A 17,326-nucleotide genomic window follows, 5' to 3' on the forward strand; every position below is an offset into this window, starting at 1 on the left:
TTAAACGTGCAGAGCCGAGGACCTAGGACAGCAGCTCGACCGTCTCCTGCGACGCACTGGCGGCCGCAGTCGTCGCCGTCGACTCGACGCGGGGGAGTTCGATCTCGAAGGCAGCCCCGCCGATATCGCTGTCTTCGACGGTGATCGACCCGCCGTAGCGGTCGACGAGCATGTCGACGATATACAGTCCGATGCCCGACCCGTCGCTATCAGGGCCGAGTTCGCCGCGCTCGAACAGCGTCTCGCGTTCCGCTTGCGGGACCCCGGGCCCGTCGTCCGCGACGCGGATCGACACCGTCTCCGTGTCGGCTTCGACGGTCACGACGACACGCGGGTCGTCACCGTCGTTGTGTGCGACGGCGTTCGACAGGAGGTTGTGCACCACCGACGCGAGCAACTCGTCAGCCCGGACGGCGACGTCCGGGACCGACTCGAGCAACACCGTCACGCCCGGATGGCGCTCCCGGAAGTTCTCGACCTGCGTGCGAACGACCTGTCGGACCGCGACCGGCCGGAGGTCTGCGCCGTCGTCTTCCATCGCGGAGACGAACGTCCGGAGACGCTCGGTGAGGTCCATCGCCTCGCTCGTGGTCCGCTGGAGGCGCTCGAGGGCGTCCTGTCCGTCGGGATCGACGTGTCGTTCGAGGATATCCGCCGTGCCCGCGATGACCTGCAGGTCGTTGCCGACGTCGTGGCGGACGATCCGGTTGACAAGCGCCAGTTTCTCGCGCTCGTCGGCCAACCGCTCGCGCTCGCGTTCGCTGGCGACTGCCAGCCGCCGCGCGTCGTACCACCCGACGATCAGTCCGCCGAGCCCACCGGTGGCCCCGTTCCCGGCGACGATAACCGTCGAATCGACGGCCACGACGCCGCTGGACGCCTCGAACAGGACCAGTGCGAACCCGGTCAACACCGAGACGCCGGTCCCGATCGCCCACCAGACCCCGACGTGGCCGCTCTGCTCGGCGGTCAACTGACACTGCCAGATCAACAGTCCGACGACCGCGACGACCGCTGCGAGCGCAAGCGGGAACACGCCGCCAAAGAGCAGGCCGATCGACGAGGGAAACCCCTGGAGGATTCGAGCGGCCATGGTGGCCGACAACCCGACGCCGGTACCGGTAACTGCCCCGCCGACGAGAACGCGGACGGTCCGATCGGATCGACCGGCGACCGCCCGGGCGACGATCGCATCGAGTGTCAGTTCCCCTCACAACTTGCCCGCCGTACGGATCGATCGTACCTAATCGTTCGGGTTCGCGGGAATCGAGGCCGTGGGCTATCCCTCATTCGGGAACGGGACGTCGATCGCCCGTCCGTCCTCGGCGACGAACGCGCGTTCGCCCTCGAATACCGCCCGAGCCTCGTCTTCGAGCTGTCCGCCCCGTCCCGCGTAGCGCGTCGAGATGTGTGTCAGCGCCAGCCGTTTCGCCCCGGCCCGGTTGGCCAGCTCTGCGGCCTGCTTCGCGGTCGTGTGACCGGTCTGTCCGGCCCGGTCGCGGTGGTCCTCGCCGAAGGTCGCATCGTGGATCAGCAGGTCCGCGTCGTCGGCGGCCTCGACCGTCGCGGCCGTCGGGCTCGTGTCGCCCGTGTAGACCACCCGCCGACCCGGGCGGGGCGGGCCGACGACTTCCTCGGGCCGGATCGTCCGGCCGTCGTGTTCGACCGGCTCGCCGGCGTGCAGTTTCGAGTACTTCGGTCCCGGCGGGATACCGAGTTCGTCTTCCGCCTTTTCGCGGTCGAACCGGCCCTTTCGGTCGCCCTCGATCAGGACGTACCCGACCGACTTCGTGCGGTGGTCGGTCTCGAAGGCCTCGACGGTGTAGGCCTCGCGGTCCAGCACCGCGTCGCCGGGAGCGACCTGATGGATCCGGAGGGGATAGGTCGGCCGTTCGCCGGTCGCCTCGATCAGCTGTTCGAGGTGACTGCGGGTCCCGTGGGGCGCGTGAATCGCCAGCGGGTCGGTCCGATCGTTGAAGTCCAGCGTCTGCAACAGCCCGGGGATTCCGAGGACGTGATCGCCGTGCAGGTGCGTGACGAAGATGTGCGAGACGTCGAACCCGGTCGAGAAGCGCATCATCTGGCGCTGGGTCCCCTCGCCGCAGTCGAACAGGAACCGCTCGCCCTCCCTGCGCAACAGCACAGCCGAGGGGTTGCGCTCGGTCGTCGGCACGGCCCCGCTGGTCCCCAGGAACGTCACGCGCATCTCGTCGGCCACTCACAGGTCCGCGAGTAAACCCCCTTCGGATCGCCGCAGTGTTTTTACCTGTGGTTGTGTATGACACACGCATGAAGTTCGTCATCGTCGGCTTCGGCCGGGTGGGCATCCGCACCGCGCGGATTCTCAGCAGCGAGAACCACGAGGTCACAGTCATCGACAGCGACCCGGAAAAAGTCGAGCGTGCCAGCGAGGAGGGGTTCACCGCACTGCAGGGCAGCGGCGACGACGAGTCGCTGCTAGAGGAGGCGGGCATCGAGACGGCCGACGCGATCGCGGCGCTGACCGACGACCTCAACGTCAACTTCTCGGCGTGCATGATCGGCAAACATCACGGCGCGCGCACAGTCATGCGGATCGACGCGGACTACCGCGAGGAGATCTACGAGGCCTACGCCAGCGAGGTCGACGAGGTCGTCTATCCCGAGCGACTGGGCGCGGCCGGTGCCAAGACGGCCCTGCTCGGCGGTGACTTCAACGTGCTGGCGGACCTGACCGAGCGACTGTCGGTCGCGACCATCGACGTTCCGGACGGCGCGGACGTGGTCAGCAAGCGCGTCGTCGAGGTCGAGTTGCCCGGCGACGCGCGCATCTACGCGCACGGACGACGGAACGAACCGATGTCGATCCCGCTGCCCGACACGACGATCGAGGCTGGCGACACTGTCGCGGTCACCACCGATCCGGACTCGCTCGAGGCCATCAGGGCGACGCTGGGCGCGTGAACAGAAAGGGAAACGAGAGGGGTGGTAGTGGGTGCCCGGGCGCGCGATGAGGATGGGAGGCATACCGAAGCCGTTGTGCGCGCCCATGCGGCCGGTGTGTTCGCTCGCCCATAAATTCACGTCAGACGAGCGCAAGACCCCCGGCCAGCGGCCCGATATCTCGTTTCTCGGATGGTTTCGATCGGGAGATTGTTCCGTACCCCAACGATTATGATCCCGCGCCGCGGAGTATCTAGTACGTGTGTGGTGGTATCATCCATCACACTCGACCCACCCATGACCACGGACAAACCGATGACCGACGCGGACGCGGACGGACGGTACGCCGCAATCGAGACCGGCAGCGGCGAGACGGTGATCTACGACCGGGACAACCCGGACGCGTGGGTCCAGTCGGACTATGCCGTCGACATCGGGACTTGACATCCTCCACACGACTGAAGTCCGGTAACGACGCTACACACGAAGGGTTTAAATCTTATTTACTCGAGTGTTGCTTATGGACGAGCGGGCAGGCGGCCCGAAGCCGCGGCTCGGGCGTCGGGCGTACCTCAAGGGAGTTAGTCCGATCGTGGGGGTCGGAGCAGCTGGGTGTCTTGGGGTCGGGACTGACTCCGGTCCGATCCGTGTCGGCAACCTGTCCCCGTTTAGTGGTGGCCTCGGGTGGATCGGCCCCAACTCACGACGCGGTATCCGGACCGCGCTCGCGGGCAACGGCGGCGTCAACCGGGCCACGATCGACGGCAGGACCGTCGAGATCGTCGAGCGAGACACGGAAACCGATCCTGAGACGGCGATCGCTGGCTTCCGCTCACTCGACGACGCGGGCGTCGAGACGATGGTCGGCCCATCGAGTGTCGTGGCGGCGAGCCTTTTCCGGCCCGCGCTCACTGCTCGTCTGTCGTTCGTCTCGCCGGTATCGGGGACGACGCAACTCGACAACATCGGCGGGACGTACATCTGGCGAACAGTTCCATCGGACACAGTCGGCGCTCGCGCACAGGCTCGATTCGCATATCAGGAACCAGGCTGGCGACGGATGGCACTAGCATACAGAGATAGCAAAGGGTCCTACAGCTTCTCGAAGGCCTCCGGGGAGTACTTCTCTTCGCTCGGTGGCGACGTCGTAACTGAAGTCGAGCTCAACCCGAACGCCACCGATTACCGGTCGGCTGTCCGAACGATTCAGGACGCGGGAGCCAGTGTGGTGTCTCTCACTGCCGGTACCACGATCACCGGCCAGTTCATTCGCGACTACGTCTCGCTTGGCGCGGACGACGACTTCGCGATCTTGCTCGGTAACGACGTCCTGACGTCGGCGTTTATCGATGAGATGGGGGCTGACACAATGGAGGGGATGGTGGGACAGACGCCGGCTCCTGGTCCAGCCATCGATGCTTTCACCGAGCGATACGACGCGATCCACGGCACGCCCCCCGGCATATTCGCGGCGGCGGCGTACGATGCGATGAATCTCATTGCACTCGCGTTCGTCACGGAAGGCGAGCCAAACCGGCGTGCCGTCCCGGACCATCTCCGGAAGATCGGGAACCCACCGGGAACAGAGGTTTCGACGTTTGCAGCCGGGAAAGCGGCGCTTGAGGCCGACGAGCCGATCAACTACGTCGGTGCCGCGACCCCACAGAACTTCAACGAGTACGGCGATCCGCTCGGTTCGTTCGCGATCAATCAGGTCGTTGATGGCTCCTGGCAGACCGTCACCACCTACACCGCTGAACAACTATCCGAAAGAGGATAATTATGTATGGGTGGCGAGTGAACAGGACAGTCACCTGGCGACTGCTCCAGCAATGTTCGATACACTCACGCCCCACGGATGGAATCTCAAGCGGAAGGTGATCCTGGCGTTTGCTCTCACGGCGTTGCTCGTTGCCGCGACCGGCGTAGTCGGGTTTGTCGCCGTTTCGACGGTGTACGATAATTCTAACGCAATCAATACGAATGCCGAAACTGTCGATACGACCAAAGAGCTCCTGATCGCCATCGAGCAGGAACAGGTCGCAATCTATGCCGACATTGCGGGGGAGCCAGGAGCAAGAGAGGAGTTTGAAACTGCCGCGTCAAACTTCGATCGGTGGGCCGACGAGATGAATGTCGAGCGACTGGATGGCGAACAACGGCAGCTGTTCACAGCGCTCGAGGCCAAACACGCGCAGTACACGAGACTTTCCCGGGAAGTATTCAACGCGACACAAGCCGGCGATATCGACCGGGCTAACACCATCATCGAAACGCAACTCGATCCGCTGTCCGTCGAGATGCGCGGTATGGCGTATTCACTTCAGGGACTTGCTCTCGAAAACAAACGGCAAGCTACGACCCAAGTCGCCGATACGGCCGAGACGACACAACGACTCGTCCTGTTGTTGAGCGCGGGTGCGTTCGGAGCCGCGATCCTCATTGGCTTGTTCGTCTCCAACCGACTCACAGAGCCAGTCAACCAGCTCTCGGCGTCCGCGATCTCGATCAGCGAGGGTGACTTCAGTACCGAGATCGACGAGTATCACGCGGACGACGAAATCGGACGGATGGTCGAAGCGTTCGGCGAGATGCGGACAAATCTCGAAGGCGTGTTCGCCGAGCTTGACGCCATCAGCCAGCACCTTCAGCAGGGCGATCTCGACCACGAAATCGACACCGACTACCCCGGCACGTACGGGGAGATTATGCACAACATCGACGAGAGCATCACACAGCTCACCGCGAGTTTCGATGAAATCAGAGACGCCAGCGAGAACCTACGGGCTGGCGAACTCGATTACGACATCGATACCGACCGGCCGGGCGAGTACGGGGCCGTGCTGTCGGATCTCGAGGGTGATCTGGCTCAGCAACGCGACCGCGAGCGAGAACTCCAACGGCAAAAAGACCAACTCGAGGACTTCGCGACGATCGTCGCACACGACCTGCGAAACCCGCTTACCGTCGCTCGGGGACGGATCACACTGCTCGAAGACGAGTACACGAACCCGACCGCAGCGCCCCACTTCGATGCCATTCAGCAGGCTCACACTCGGATGGAAACACTCATCGACGATATACTGTCGCTGGCACGAGCCGGACAGCCCATCGGGGAGAAAGAATGGGTGGACGTCAGCCAGGTCGCCCGCGATGCCTGGGCAACGATCGACGCGCCGGGAATGACGTTACAGACGACCGGCCACTTCGAGGTCAAAGCGAGTCGTGAGCGATTACAACAACTCCTCGAGAACCTGTTCGGTAACGCAAACGCCTATGCGGGAGACGAGGTGACTATCTCGGTCGGCTCGATCGAGGCGATGCCGACGACGACGAGGGATTCGACCGCCAATGAGTCCGGCTTTTTCGTCGCCGACGACGGGTCCGGCTTCGACGAGGGGCAACAATCGAAAGTATTCAAGCCCGGCTACACGACCGACGATTCTGGAACCGGCTACGGGCTCTGGATCGTCCAGACGATCGCTAACGCCCACGGATGGCGGGTCAGCGTCACTGAGAGCGAGACTGGCGGAGCGAGGTTCGAGGTCACGGGCGCACGCGTTCGCGAGCACCGCTAGTTGATACGGAATAGACGTCACGATCTGCCAGTATCAGGACTGCAGTTCCGCCATGTGTTCCTCGAAGGCCGCCCAGAACGGGTCCTTGCCGGGGTGATCGACGGCTTCGCCGTCGACGGTCAGCCCCGATCCGGTGACGACCTCACCGACATCGGCCGCGGGGATCCCCTCGCGTTCGAGGGCCTCGAGCACGTCCCCGACACCGTCAGGGTCGACTGTCGCCAGCAGCGTTCCCTCGCTGATGGAGATCCAGGGATCGACCCCGAAGAACTCGCAGGCCTCGCGGACGCCGGGCTGGACCGGCACGCGGTCGCGCTCGATCTCGATCCCCACGTCGGCGGCGCGCGCCATCTCGAAGAGCCCGCCGTAGATGCCTCCCTCGGTCGCGTCGTGCATCGCCGTCACCGGTCCGGCCGCGGCCGCTACCAGCGCGTCCCGGACCGGGCTCATGTCGTAAAAGCGATCCTGGGCGTCTTCGATCGTCGACTCCGGGAGCTCGCCCGCCAGCAGCGACTCGAACTGAATCGACAGCAGGCCCGTCGTCTCGATTGCAGGGCCTTTCGTGACGATCACGCGGTCGCCAACGTTCGCGCCGTTCGGGCGGACGAGGTCGTCCGGATCGCCGACGGCCATCGACGTCCCGCCGCCGACCATCGGGTAGTTACAGCCAGCGTAGCGGGCAGTGTGACCGGTCACGATCGACACGCCCAGCTCGCGCGCCTCCCGATCGAAAGTCCCCCAGACCGTCTCGAACTCATCGTCAGTGATCTCGGGCGGGAGGTTGAAGTCGACGCTGAGATACGCCGGCTCCAGCCCCGAGACGGCGACGTCGCTGAGCAGGACGTGAAACGCGAACCACGCCGCCCGCTCGAACCCGACGGCGGGCATGACGAACACGGGATCGGTCGCCATCGCCAGCGCCTGCTCGCCGATCTCGACGACGCCGAAGTCGACGCCGTGGCTTGGCCCGAGCGTCACGTCCTCGCGGTCGGCCCCCAGCCGCGGATAGATGTACTGGTCGAAGAACTCCCGATCCGCCTTGCCGAGCTCGGGGTCGCTCATTACTGGTTGGTATCGCCCCGTGGTAGTAAGGCTTGCTGGTTCGGTGCTAGCCGATCGTGATCAGCGTGATACCGGCGACGGCCAGCCCTGCGGCGACCAGCCGGATCCGGAAGGCATCCTCGTTCAGGAGGATCCCGCCGAGCAGGACGGCCACGACGGCCTGAGTGTTGACGATCGGCGACCCGATGCTGGCGGGCAACAGCTGAAAGGCGAGCAACACGAGGTGGTTGGCGACGGCGACGAGCAACCCCGCGGCGGCGAACTTCGGCAGGTCCCGTCGTGTCTCGGCCGGCCAGGACGCACGAGCCGCAAGCGGCGCGACAAACAGCGTGACGATGAAAAACATCACCGGGAGAAACGTCTGTGGCGGGAGCGAGAGCTCCTGCATCAGGTAGCGCTTGCCCACGTCGACGACGCCGAACGCGGCGGCACTGGCCAGCGCCAGCTGGGCGGCGGTCGTCGTCGCGGCCCGCCGGAACGGTTCGAGGAGCTCGCCGGGCTGGTAGTTGGCGACGTAGACGGCGGCCGTCGCGACGAGGACGCCCGTGACTTGCAGTGGGGTCAAGTGTTGGCCAAGCAGGAGGATCTCCAGCGGCAGGACGAACACGGGAACGATCTTGCTGATCGGGGCGACGTACGAGACCGCGCCGCGCCGGAGCGCTGCCAGAAACGACAGCAGGGCCAGCCCGGTCATCGCCGAGACCCCGAAGACGACCGTGAACAGCCACAGATCGGCACTGGCCGGGAGATAGTCGCCATCGACGGTACACGCGGCGACCGGCAGATACCAGAGGAACGCCGCCCCTTCGACGAGCACGAGGTACACCGGCGAGGGGTACGGCGAGAAGTACCGTTTGATCGCGTAGAGATACGCGCCGAGCAACAGCGCCGACGCGATCGCGTAGCCGAGTCCGAGGTTCACAGCGCGACTATTCGACCCGACACCAAGAGGCGTTCGTTCCTACCGCAGATCGAGTTCGTCGAGTCGCTCCTGGAGCGTCTCGGCCGAGGCGTGGAGTTGCTCGTGTTCCTCGTCGGTCAGATCGTACTCCAGCACCTGCCGGACGCCGCGGCGGTTGACGACGCTGGGCAGACTGAGGTACACGTCGTCGAGGCCGTGCTGGCCCTGCATGAGCGTCGAGACCGTCAGGATCGTGTCCTCGTCGCGGACGATCGCGTCGATGATCTCGGCCGTCGCGAGCGCGACCGCGTAGTTAGTCGCGCCCTTCTTGTCGATAATTTCGTAGGCGGCACCCGCGATTTTCTCCGACAGCTCGTCTTTGATGTCCGGACCGCAATCTCGCAGACAGGCCGAACAGAAGTCGTCAAAGGGCATCCCTGCGAGGTGAGCGCTGCTCCAGACCGGCACTTCGCTGTCGCCGTGCTCGCCGATGACGTAGGCGTGGACGTTCTGGGCGGCGACGTCACAGTGCTGGCTGAGGACCTGCTTGAACCGGGCGGTGTCAAGCACCGTCCCCGAGCCGATGATCCGCTCGTGGGGCAGGTTCGAGACCTCCCAGGTGACATACGAGAGAATGTCGACGGGATTGGTGACGACCAGCAACACCGTCTCGGGGTCGATCCGCTCGGTGATCTGGGGGACCATGTCCTCGAAAATACTCACGTTGCGCTCGAGCAGTTCCATGCGGCTCTCGCCCGGCTTCTGGCTCGCGCCCGCAGTGATCACGACCACGTCGGCGTCCCAGCAGTCCTCGTAGTCGCCGACGTAGACGTCGACCGGTTCGACGAACGCCCCGCCATGGGAGAGGTCCATCGCCTCGCCCTCGGCTTTCTCGCGGTTGATGTCGATCAGCGCGATCTCCGAGACGGTGCCGCTGTTCATCAATGCGAACGCCGTCGTCGCGCCGACGTTCCCGGCTCCGACGATGGCGACCTTGCCCTTGATGCTGGTGGTCATTCCTGTTGGCTTCTTTCGGGCACGCAGACATAAAGTTGCGGACAGTGGACAGCCGTTCACGGCCGGCGGTCACGAGTACTCGAACGTCTGTTCGTCCGACGATGCGGTTCGTCCTACGACCGCCACTCGTTGCCACAGCGGTTGCACTCGAAGTACCGCCAGTCGGTCCCGCCCGGCACGCGTTCGCGGGCGGTCGTCTCTCGGTCGCAGCTGCCACACACCGGACAGGCCGTCATTGCCTCGGTACTGAGGGACATATCAGTTCGTACGTACCACTCGTATATATTCTTTCGGAAGTGAGTAAAGATTTCTGGAGTCGGTCGGGTCGGCCGAAACGTCAAGGGGTCTCGGTCTCGAAATCCCGAGTATGACCCGAACGACGTACACCTGTGACGGGTGTGGGACTCAGCTGGACAACGAAAAGGACATCCAGAAAAGCACTGGGACGATCCGCCCGGACTGGCAGTGTCGGACCTGTGGGACGACCGTGCCGTCGGTCGTCGCCGAACGGATCAGCCATCAAAAGCAGAACGCGACGGAATAAAGGCCGCTGGCACCCACGGACTGATCGAATGGACGGAAACGAGCGATCAATCGTCGCGTTCGCGAGTTCGGCCCACGCGCTCGTCCACACCTACGAGCTGTCGATCCCGATCTTCGTCGTCGTCTGGTTGCAGGCGTTCGACGCGACGACGGCACAGCTCGGACTGGCGGTCACAGGAGGGTACGCCCTGTTCGGGATCGGTGCGCTGCCCGGCGGCGTGTTGGCCGATCGGTTCGGCTCGCGCCGGCTCGTCGCCGGCGGCCTCGCCGGGATGGGACTGTCGTTTCTGGCGCTGAGTTTCGCGAACGGGCTGGTCGCCGTCGCACTCGCGCTGGCCGGCTGGGGCGTGGCCGCGAGCGTCTACCACCCCGCCGCCCTGTCACTGCTGTCGACCGGCGTCGAGAACCGCGGGACGGCCTTCGCCTACCACGGGATGGCCGGCAACGCCGGGATCGCGCTCGGGCCACTCGTCTCGGCGCTGCTTCTGGTGGCGCTCGACTGGCAGACCGTCGTCCGACTGCTCGTCGTGCCGGCGGTCGCCGTCGCTGGATACGCCCTTGTCGTCGAGTTCGACGAGATGGCCGCCGTCGATGCGGACGTCCGCGAGTCCAACGCCGACGGGCCGGGTCGCGCAGTCTCGCCGTCGTCCGTACTCGCCGACAGCAGGACGCTGTTCACCGCCGGCTTCGTGCTGGCGCTCGCGGTCGTGATGGCAAACGGACTGTTCTACCGCGGGACGCTGACCTTCCTGCCGGAGACGCTCGGGGACTTCCTGCCGCCGATCGACGAACTCCTCGGCGTCGTCGGGTCCGACAGCGTACTGGCCGCGGAACTCGACACCGCATCGCTGGTGTACGCCGGCCTGCTGACGGTCGGCATCGCCGGCCAGTACGCCGGCGGGAAACTCTCCGATCGCGTCTCGCCGACGCTCGGCATCGCCGGCGCGTTCGGAGCGCTCGTCGCTGTCGCCGTCGCGTTCGTCCCCGCCGCCCGGATCGGACCGGTTCCGCTGCTCGCGGTGAGCGTCCTGCTCGGCCTGTTCCTGTTCGCGCTCCAGCCGCTCTATCAGGCGACCGTCGCCACGTACACGCCGCCGGACGGCCGGGGCCTCTCGTACGGATACACGTACCTGGTGTCGTTCGGCGTCGGCGCGACCGGGGCGACGATCGCCGGCTATCTCCTCTCGACGCTCGGTATGGGCGGGACGTTCCTCGTACTCGCGGTGTTTCCGGCGCTCGGGGGCGGATTCGCGCTGGCACTATATCGGTGGGATCCGGCGTGATGGTGACCGCTGCCCCGATTCACCGGTATGACCGCCCGGCGGCTTTTTGCGCTCCGGCCCACTCTAGGAGGTATGCGCGTACTCGTCACCGGGGCAACGGGATTCGTCGGCAGCCATCTCGTTCCGGCCCTGCTCGATGCTGACCACGACGTCGTCGCGATGACCCGCGATGCCGACCGCTACGACCCGCCCGACGGCGTCGAGGTCGTCGAGGGCGACCTGCTGGAGCCGGAGACGCTGGCCGGCGACCTCGACGGCGTCGATGCGGCCTACTATCTGGTTCACTCCCTGCAGACCGGCGGGGACTTCGAGGAGCGCGACCGGACGGCCGCGACCAACTTCGCGGCGGCCGCCAGCGGGGCCGGCGTCGAGCGGGTGATCTATCTCGGTGGCCTGGGTGAGACCGGCGACGACCTCTCACCGCACCTGCGCTCGCGCCAGGAGGTCGAGCAGTTGCTGGCTCGCGGGAGCTACGATCTGACGACGCTGCGGGCGGCGATCATCGTCGGTTCGGGCAGCGTCAGCTTCCGGATGGTCCGCCAGCTGGTCGCGAAACTGCCCGTCATGGTCGCCCCGCGGTGGGTGTACACCGAGTGTCAACCCATCGGGATCGCGGACGTCGTCTCGTATCTCGTCGGCGTGCTCGACGCTCCCGAGACTGCCGGCGGGACCTACGAAATCGGCGGCCCGGAGGTACTGACCTACAAGGAGATGCTCGTCCGAACCGGCGAGGCGATGGGGAAGCGACCGCTGGTCGTCCCGGTCCCCGTGCTGTCGCCGAAACTCTCCTCCTACTGGGTCGATCTCATGACCGACGTGCCCAGGTCGATCTCGCATCCGCTGATCCTCGGACTGAAGAACCCGGTCGTCGTGACCGACGACAGCATCGATCGGCACGTCACGGTCGATCGAATGCCGTTCGGAGAGGCCGTCGAGCGCGCGCTGGCGGAGGCGTCGGCGTGAGTGACGGCGGTCCGGAGACGAGCGCGGGGACGACGAACGCGGATACGCCCCCCGAAGCGATCTACCGCGAGGACCGGTGGGTCTACGAGAGCATCGTCGGTTCGATCCCCGGCATGGAGTTCTCCCGGACGCAGGCGATGGCGATCCAGCTCGGCCTGTTCGGGATCGGGGTGATCGTGATCGCGGCGCTCACCGACCGGTGGACGGCGGCGCCCGCGGGGCTGGCCGCCGTCGCCGTCGTCTCGGCCGGGAGCGTCCTCATGCTGACGCTCGGTCGCCGCATCCGGAATCTTGACGTTCCGGGATGGTACACCCACACCCTGTTCGGCACGGGGATCGAGATCGTACTGGGCGTGTTCTCCTACGTCGGACTGATCACCTACCTGTTCGTGGCCGAACCGCGCCAACCCGGCCCGTCGCTACTGGAGACGCTGCTCGGGCCGGAGCCGTCGGTACTGGCGGTGGCGTTTACGCTGCTCGTGCTGTGGGACGTCTGCTATCGCATCGGCACGGGCTGGTGGGCCAGTATCGTCGGACTGTGGCGCTCAGTCCTGTTCGCCGACCGGCTCGACCGGCCGACGAGAGCCGCGCTGATGGAGGCCGACCTCGTGACGATCGGGTTCGCGGCCGTCCAGCTCGTGTTGTTGCCGTTTCTGGATGGCCACCGGCTGCTGGCGCTGCTGGTCGCGGGCCACGTCGTGGCAGTCACGCTAGTCTCCGGACTCTCGGTGCTGTTACTGCGGCAGTCACGCTAGTCTCCGGACTCTCGGTGCTGCTGAGCTTAGCCCTGAGCGAACGCCTGCAGTTGCTCGCCGGGGACGAACCCCTCGGAGATGCGGTCGACCGGCTCGCCGTCACGGAACCGCACGAAGGTGGGAACGCTCGCGATCCGGTATTCATCGACCAGCGGCGGGTCGTCCCGGGGGTTGATCGTCCCGACGACGGCGCCCGAACGGGCGACGCCGCTCAGTACCGGTTCCATCGACGCACAGACGCCACAGCCGTCGGTGTAGAACTCGACGAGGACGTCATCGTAGGTCTCGACAAAGGCCGTGAGCTCGTCGCCGTCGGCCAGATCGACCGGGCGCTCCGGCGGCTGTTCCGCGTTGAACGGTGTACTCATTACTCGCTGAAACGGGCCCGAGCAGCCTTAGTGCTACGATCCTGTCTGAATCGGAAGATTCTTTTCTGTCATTAACTGATCGGTTAGTCAGGAATGGACGTACCGACCGGGGACCCCGCGGGGGAGCTGAGCGAGACACGCCGGGAGCTGATCGAAGCGACGCGGGACGCGATGTGCAAACATGGTTTCGCCGATCTGACGATGCAGGCGATCGCCGACGAGTCCAAGAAGAGCAAGGCGGCGCTGCACTACCACTTCGATACGAAGGCCGAACTGCTGGCCGAGACGCTGTCGTACCTGCTCGCGGAGTTCATCGAGGAGGTCGATACCGGTCCGAAAGGCGATCCCGAGGCGCGACTGCGGGCACTCACGGAAGCCCAGCTGTTCGGCCCCGACGGCCGGGACGGCGACTCAAGCGACCACTGGGAGTATCACGCGATGCTAATCGAGATCCAGTCGCACGCCCCCCACGACGAGACGTTCGCACAGCAGTTCACCGCCAATTACGAGTACGTCAGAGGACTCTACGCCGATATCATCCGGAACGGCATCGAACAGGGTGTCTTCGAACCGGTCGATCCCGACCGGACCGCGGCGCACATCCTCGCCGCGATCAAGGGCGCACGCGTCCACCACGTCACCACCGAGCGCGAGGACGTCGCCGCGACCGTCTACGACGCGCTGATCAAGCAGGTGCTCGAACCGCTCCGCGCCTGATCGTTCGACCGTCGCGATCCTCGCGGCGCTCTCGTTGTTCCATCATACGGTCGGTTGTAACGATTTACCGGTGTGATCGCATAACGGATGCGATCGATTCGGAACAGACTTACAGCCGACCGTATCAGCCCAGCGCGACGTCGAGATAGAGCATCAGGACGACACCGACCATCAGTCCGAGCGTCGCGACGCGTTCGTGGCCCCGGGTGTGGGTCTCCGGGACGATCTCGTCGCTGATGACGAACAGCATCGCTCCGGCGGCGAATCCCATCGCGTAGGGAAGGAGCGGTTCGAAGACGACGACCGCGGCCGCGCCGGCGACCGCCACCGGGATCTCGACGACGCCAGCCCGAACGCCGGCGAATACGGCGTATGCTCGGCGGTCGAGGCCGGCGTTGATCGCCGCGATCGAGACGGCCAGTCCCTCGGGGACGTTCTGAATACCGATCGCGACCATCAGCGGCAGGGCGTCCCTCACGTTCCCCGAGCCGAACCCGACCCCGACTGCCAGTCCCTCGGGTATGTTGTGCAGCGTGATCGCCAGGATGAACAGGACGACCGACGCCACCCGGGGATCGTCGACAGAAGGGATCGACTCGTCCGGGTCGGCGGCGTCGCGGCGCTTGCGGCCAGTCAGCAGATAGTGGGCATGGGGAACGACCGCGTCACCCCTGTCGAGGACAACCGTCCCGAGCAGGATGCCGAACAGGACAGGCACGGGCTGGAACGGTCCGTCAGCCCACCCGACTGCGTCGGGCGTCAACTCGATCCCGGGGACGATGAGGCTGGTGAACGCCGCGGCCATCATCACGCCTGCGGCGAACCCGAGCGCACCGTCGAGCGTCCGCTCGCTGGGGTCGCGCCAGACCAGCACCAGCGACGCCCCGATCAGGTTCAGCGTCGCGATGAACAGCCCGCCCACCAGCCCGTGGACGACGGGATTCGTCCCGAAGACCGCTTCGAACTGCGTCGCGACGCTTCCGACGATCACGGTCGTCCCTCGCGTCGTGTCGCCATTTCTGATGCCCGGGTCACGATACAGTTCGGGGTACGCACCTCTCCCGTATGAAACCACCCGGTGGGCGGGGAATGGTCGCCCGGGGGGACGATGTCATAGATAGCAGAAGAATTTACTCATACCTTAGTTATTTGTCGCTTGCGCTCGAAGACGTGTGTGGAAGGATGGCAATGAAAGCATTCGTCATGAAAGAGATCGGAGAGACGGACGTTATCGAGAAAGAGCGCCCGGAGCCCGGGCCGATGGACGCGATCCTGAAGCCGACCGTCGGGCTGGTCTGCACGTCGGACACGCACACGGTCCACGGGGCGATCGGCGAGCGCGAGGACCTCACGCTGGGTCACGAGATCGTCGGCGTCGTCGACGAGGTCGGCGAGGACGTCGAGGACTTCGGGCCAGGCGACCGCGTGGCTGTCGGCGCGATCACACCGGACTGGAACTCCGAGGCCGCACAGGACGGCCACCCCTCACAGTCAAACGGAGCGCTGGGCGGCTGGAAGTTCGCCAACGTCAAGGACGGTACGTTCGCCGAGTACGCGCACATCAACGACGCGGACGGCAACCTCGCGCACATTCCCGACGGCGTCACAGACCACGAGGCCGTCTACACGGCCGACATGCTCTCGACAGGGTTCGCCGGCGCGGAGAACGCCGATATCCCGATGGGCGGGACCGTCGCGGTCTTCGCGCAGGGCCCGGTCGGCATGATGGCGACGAAGGGCGCGGAACTCCAGGGAGCCGGGCGGATCATCGCCGTCGAGACTGTCAAAAACCGGAAGGAACTGGCTCGCGAGTACGGCGCCACCGACATCGTCGACTTCGAGGACGGGGACCCGGTCGAGCAGATCATGGACCTGACCGACGGCGAGGGCGTCGACGCCGCGATCGAGGCGCTCGGAGCCGACCAGACCCTCCAAGACTGCATTAAGGTCACCAAGCCCGGCGGGACGGTCTCGAACGTCGGCTATCACGGCGACGGCGAGTTCCGGCGCATCCCCCGCGAGGAGTGGGGCGTCGGGATGGCCGAGATCGACATCGTCACCGACCTCTGTCCGGGCGGCCGCCTGCGTATCCGGCGGCTGCTGCGGCTGCTCGAACAGGGCAAAGTCGATCCGACGAAGATGACGACCCACGAGTTCGACTTCGAGGACATCCAGGATGCCTTCGAGATGATGGAGGCCAAAGAGGACGACATCATCAAGCCGCTGATCCGGTTCGACTGATCGTCCGCTAGACGAGGTTGACCGCCCAGCGGATCCCCGCGAGCACGACCAGCACGGCCCCCTCCAGGCGAGTCAGCTGTCGGCCGGTCCACAGCAGCGTGACGACGAGCAGGACCGTCCCGAGCAACCAGACGACGCTCCGAGGGGCCTCCGGCGAGACCGAGAGCGGCCCCAGCAGCCCGGCGACGCCGAGCACGCCGAGGACGTTGAACAGGTCGCTCCCGAGGAGGCTGCCGACCGACAGTCCAGAGTGGCCGCGCCTCGCGGCGACCACCGCGGTCACCAGTTCCGGCGTCGAGGTCCCGGCGGCGACGACGGTGACGCCGATCGCCCACTCGGAGACGCCCGCCGCGGCCGCCAGCGTCGAGGCGCTCTCGACCAGCAGTCGCGCGCTCCCAACCACGAGTACGAGCCCGGCGAGCAACCGCCCCGCGTCGGCCAGTGGTCGCGTCGGCTCGACCGTTTCGGCGACGGTCGCGATCGTGCCGCTGCGGATCAGTATCGACAGGTAGACCACCAGCCCCAGCAGGAACAGGCCGCCCTCGGGGCGGGTGAGCCGACCGTCCCGCAACAGGACGAGCAGGACGGCGGAAGCGAGTACGAGCGCGGCCCCGTCCCGGTGGACGAGCCGACGCGTGCGGTCGAGCGTCCCGAGCAGCGCCGTCGTGCCGAGGACGAACCCGAGGTTGAACACGTTCGAGCCGACGACGTTACCGACGGCGATATCACCCTGACCGGCCAGCGCCGCCTCGGCCGTGACGGCGAACTCCGGCATCGAGGTCCCGAACGCGACGACGGTCAGCCCGACGACGAGACGGCTGACGCCCAGCCGCGCCGCCAGCGCCGACGCGCCCTCGACCAGCAATCGCGCGCCGATCCAGAGCCCGCCGATCGGCGCGAGGATCACGACGAGCTTGAGGGCGGGGGTGGCCATCGTCGGTCGTTTGGATCGCCCCCGTCGAAAAGACGTTGGTGC

General features: G+C 65.9%; 19 protein-coding genes. 10 read left to right on the plus strand and 9 right to left on the minus strand.

Features of this window, described 5'->3' with window-relative positions; translation table 11 throughout:
• Nucleotides 1-22 precede the first annotated feature (22 nt).
• Nucleotides 23-1,093, minus strand: a complete 1,071-nt coding sequence (locus HSR122_RS14285; protein ID WP_229110471.1) for a sensor histidine kinase — start codon at nt 1,091-1,093, stop codon at nt 23-25.
• A gap of 186 nt (nt 1,094-1,279) precedes the next feature.
• A complete protein-coding gene (gene rnz, locus HSR122_RS14290) occupies nt 1,280-2,206 on the minus strand; it encodes a ribonuclease Z (RefSeq protein WP_229110472.1) in 927 nt (308 codons plus the stop codon).
• Nucleotides 2,207-2,289: 83 nt separating this feature from the next.
• On the opposite strand from rnz, the gene HSR122_RS14295 reads away from it, so the two are divergent.
• The 4 genes from HSR122_RS14295 (at nt 2,290) to HSR122_RS14310 (ending at nt 6,500) form a co-directional block, all read left to right on the plus strand.
• Nucleotides 2,290-2,943 (plus strand): potassium channel family protein, encoded by a 654-nt coding sequence (locus tag HSR122_RS14295; protein WP_229110473.1) that lies wholly within the window; start codon nt 2,290-2,292, stop codon nt 2,941-2,943.
• 276 nt (nt 2,944-3,219) lie between these two features.
• Complete coding sequence (locus tag HSR122_RS14300; RefSeq protein WP_229110474.1) at nt 3,220-3,366, plus strand: DUF7331 family protein; 147 nt, start codon at nt 3,220-3,222, stop codon at nt 3,364-3,366.
• A gap of 76 nt (nt 3,367-3,442) precedes the next feature.
• Nucleotides 3,443-4,702: an ABC transporter substrate-binding protein gene (locus HSR122_RS14305; RefSeq protein WP_229110475.1), complete on the plus strand. Its 1,260-nt coding sequence runs from the start codon at nt 3,443-3,445 to the stop codon at nt 4,700-4,702.
• A 52-nt stretch (nt 4,703-4,754) separates the two neighbouring features.
• Complete coding sequence (locus HSR122_RS14310; protein ID WP_229110476.1) at nt 4,755-6,500, plus strand: sensor histidine kinase; 1,746 nt, start codon at nt 4,755-4,757, stop codon at nt 6,498-6,500.
• Between the two features lie 33 nt (nt 6,501-6,533).
• On the opposite strand, the gene HSR122_RS14315 is transcribed toward HSR122_RS14310, so the two are convergent.
• From HSR122_RS14315 to HSR122_RS14330, 4 genes are all read right to left on the minus strand, one after another.
• On the minus strand, nt 6,534-7,562 hold the full coding sequence (locus HSR122_RS14315) for an AIR synthase family protein (RefSeq protein ID WP_229110477.1): 1,029 nt from the start codon (nt 7,560-7,562) through the stop codon (nt 6,534-6,536).
• A 46-nt stretch (nt 7,563-7,608) separates the two neighbouring features.
• On the minus strand, nt 7,609-8,484 hold the full coding sequence (locus tag HSR122_RS14320; RefSeq protein WP_229110478.1) for a DMT family transporter: 876 nt from the start codon (nt 8,482-8,484) through the stop codon (nt 7,609-7,611).
• A 39-nt stretch (nt 8,485-8,523) separates the two neighbouring features.
• Nucleotides 8,524-9,480 carry an L-lactate dehydrogenase gene (locus HSR122_RS14325; RefSeq protein WP_229110479.1) on the minus strand — a complete coding sequence of 319 codons (957 nt, stop codon included), beginning with the start codon at nt 9,478-9,480 and terminating at the stop codon, nt 8,524-8,526.
• A gap of 113 nt (nt 9,481-9,593) precedes the next feature.
• Nucleotides 9,594-9,737 carry a hypothetical protein gene (locus tag HSR122_RS14330; RefSeq protein WP_229110480.1) on the minus strand — a complete coding sequence of 48 codons (144 nt, stop codon included), beginning with the start codon at nt 9,735-9,737 and terminating at the stop codon, nt 9,594-9,596.
• 110 nt (nt 9,738-9,847) lie between these two features.
• On the opposite strand from HSR122_RS14330, the gene HSR122_RS14335 reads away from it, so the two are divergent.
• The 4 genes from HSR122_RS14335 (at nt 9,848) to HSR122_RS14350 (ending at nt 13,024) form a co-directional block, all read left to right on the plus strand.
• Nucleotides 9,848-10,024, plus strand: coding sequence for a hypothetical protein (locus HSR122_RS14335; protein WP_229110481.1), 177 nt, complete (start codon nt 9,848-9,850; stop codon nt 10,022-10,024).
• A gap of 28 nt (nt 10,025-10,052) precedes the next feature.
• Nucleotides 10,053-11,306 carry an MFS transporter gene (locus HSR122_RS14340; protein WP_229110482.1) on the plus strand — a complete coding sequence of 418 codons (1,254 nt, stop codon included), beginning with the start codon at nt 10,053-10,055 and terminating at the stop codon, nt 11,304-11,306.
• Between the two features lie 72 nt (nt 11,307-11,378).
• Nucleotides 11,379-12,269, plus strand: coding sequence for an NAD(P)H-binding protein (locus HSR122_RS14345; protein WP_229110483.1), 891 nt, complete (start codon nt 11,379-11,381; stop codon nt 12,267-12,269).
• The gene (locus HSR122_RS14350) at nt 12,266-13,024 is read left to right on the plus strand and encodes a DUF7530 family protein (RefSeq protein ID WP_324254643.1); all 759 of its coding nucleotides are present in this window, start codon (nt 12,266-12,268) and stop codon (nt 13,022-13,024) included. The genes HSR122_RS14345 and HSR122_RS14350 overlap by 4 nt, the downstream gene beginning before the upstream one ends.
• Nucleotides 13,025-13,050: 26 nt before the next feature.
• Here the strand turns inward: HSR122_RS14350 and HSR122_RS14355 are convergent, their stop codons facing one another.
• Nucleotides 13,051-13,392, minus strand: a complete 342-nt coding sequence (locus tag HSR122_RS14355) for a thioredoxin family protein (RefSeq protein ID WP_229110484.1) — start codon at nt 13,390-13,392, stop codon at nt 13,051-13,053.
• Between the two features lie 93 nt (nt 13,393-13,485).
• Here HSR122_RS14355 and HSR122_RS14360 point away from each other — a divergent pair, with 93 nt between their 5' ends.
• A complete protein-coding gene (locus HSR122_RS14360) occupies nt 13,486-14,109 on the plus strand; it encodes a TetR/AcrR family transcriptional regulator (RefSeq protein ID WP_229110485.1) in 624 nt (207 codons plus the stop codon).
• 124 nt (nt 14,110-14,233) lie between these two features.
• On the opposite strand, the gene HSR122_RS14365 is transcribed toward HSR122_RS14360, so the two are convergent.
• Nucleotides 14,234-15,097, minus strand: coding sequence for a ZIP family metal transporter (locus HSR122_RS14365; protein ID WP_229112224.1), 864 nt, complete (start codon nt 15,095-15,097; stop codon nt 14,234-14,236).
• A gap of 200 nt (nt 15,098-15,297) precedes the next feature.
• Between HSR122_RS14365 and HSR122_RS14370 the strand changes: the two genes are divergently transcribed.
• Nucleotides 15,298-16,350 (plus strand): NAD(P)-dependent alcohol dehydrogenase, encoded by a 1,053-nt coding sequence (locus HSR122_RS14370; RefSeq protein WP_394355577.1) that lies wholly within the window; start codon nt 15,298-15,300, stop codon nt 16,348-16,350.
• Nucleotides 16,351-16,357: 7 nt separating this feature from the next.
• On the opposite strand, the gene HSR122_RS14375 is transcribed toward HSR122_RS14370, so the two are convergent.
• Nucleotides 16,358-17,284: a calcium/sodium antiporter gene (locus tag HSR122_RS14375; RefSeq protein WP_229110490.1), complete on the minus strand. Its 927-nt coding sequence runs from the start codon at nt 17,282-17,284 to the stop codon at nt 16,358-16,360.
• Nucleotides 17,285-17,326: the final 42 nt, after the last annotated feature.

Source organism: Halapricum desulfuricans, from assembly GCF_017094525.1.
GTDB classification, from domain to species: Archaea; Halobacteriota; Halobacteria; order Halobacteriales; family Haloarculaceae; genus Halapricum; species Halapricum desulfuricans.

What these genes read in the sequence shown, in the direction of transcription:
- HSR122_RS14335 (WP_229110481.1), top strand. Translation starts at nt 9,848, where the DNA reads ATGACCCGAACGACGTACACCTGTGACGGGTGTGGGACTCAGCTGGAC.
- HSR122_RS14305 (WP_229110475.1), top strand. Translation starts at nt 3,443, where the DNA reads ATGGACGAGCGGGCAGGCGGCCCGAAGCCGCGGCTCGGGCGTCGGGCG.
- HSR122_RS14300 (WP_229110474.1), top strand. Translation starts at nt 3,220, where the DNA reads ATGACCACGGACAAACCGATGACCGACGCGGACGCGGACGGACGGTAC.
- HSR122_RS14285 (WP_229110471.1), bottom strand. Translation starts at nt 1,093, where the DNA reads ATGGCCGCTCGAATCCTCCAGGGGTTTCCCTCGTCGATCGGCCTGCTC.
- HSR122_RS14370 (WP_394355577.1), top strand. Translation starts at nt 15,298, where the DNA reads ATGAAAGCATTCGTCATGAAAGAGATCGGAGAGACGGACGTTATCGAG.
- HSR122_RS14340 (WP_229110482.1), top strand. Translation starts at nt 10,053, where the DNA reads ATGGACGGAAACGAGCGATCAATCGTCGCGTTCGCGAGTTCGGCCCAC.
- HSR122_RS14360 (WP_229110485.1), top strand. Translation starts at nt 13,486, where the DNA reads ATGGACGTACCGACCGGGGACCCCGCGGGGGAGCTGAGCGAGACACGC.
- HSR122_RS14325 (WP_229110479.1), bottom strand. Translation starts at nt 9,480, where the DNA reads ATGACCACCAGCATCAAGGGCAAGGTCGCCATCGTCGGAGCCGGGAAC.
- HSR122_RS14315 (WP_229110477.1), bottom strand. Translation starts at nt 7,562, where the DNA reads ATGAGCGACCCCGAGCTCGGCAAGGCGGATCGGGAGTTCTTCGACCAG.
- rnz (WP_229110472.1), bottom strand. Translation starts at nt 2,206, where the DNA reads ATGCGCGTGACGTTCCTGGGGACCAGCGGGGCCGTGCCGACGACCGAG.
- HSR122_RS14310 (WP_229110476.1), top strand. Translation starts at nt 4,755, where the DNA reads ATGTTCGATACACTCACGCCCCACGGATGGAATCTCAAGCGGAAGGTG.
- HSR122_RS14375 (WP_229110490.1), bottom strand. Translation starts at nt 17,284, where the DNA reads ATGGCCACCCCCGCCCTCAAGCTCGTCGTGATCCTCGCGCCGATCGGC.
- HSR122_RS14330 (WP_229110480.1), bottom strand. Translation starts at nt 9,737, where the DNA reads ATGTCCCTCAGTACCGAGGCAATGACGGCCTGTCCGGTGTGTGGCAGC.
- HSR122_RS14345 (WP_229110483.1), top strand. Translation starts at nt 11,379, where the DNA reads ATGCGCGTACTCGTCACCGGGGCAACGGGATTCGTCGGCAGCCATCTC.
- HSR122_RS14295 (WP_229110473.1), top strand. Translation starts at nt 2,290, where the DNA reads ATGAAGTTCGTCATCGTCGGCTTCGGCCGGGTGGGCATCCGCACCGCG.
- HSR122_RS14355 (WP_229110484.1), bottom strand. Translation starts at nt 13,392, where the DNA reads ATGAGTACACCGTTCAACGCGGAACAGCCGCCGGAGCGCCCGGTCGAT.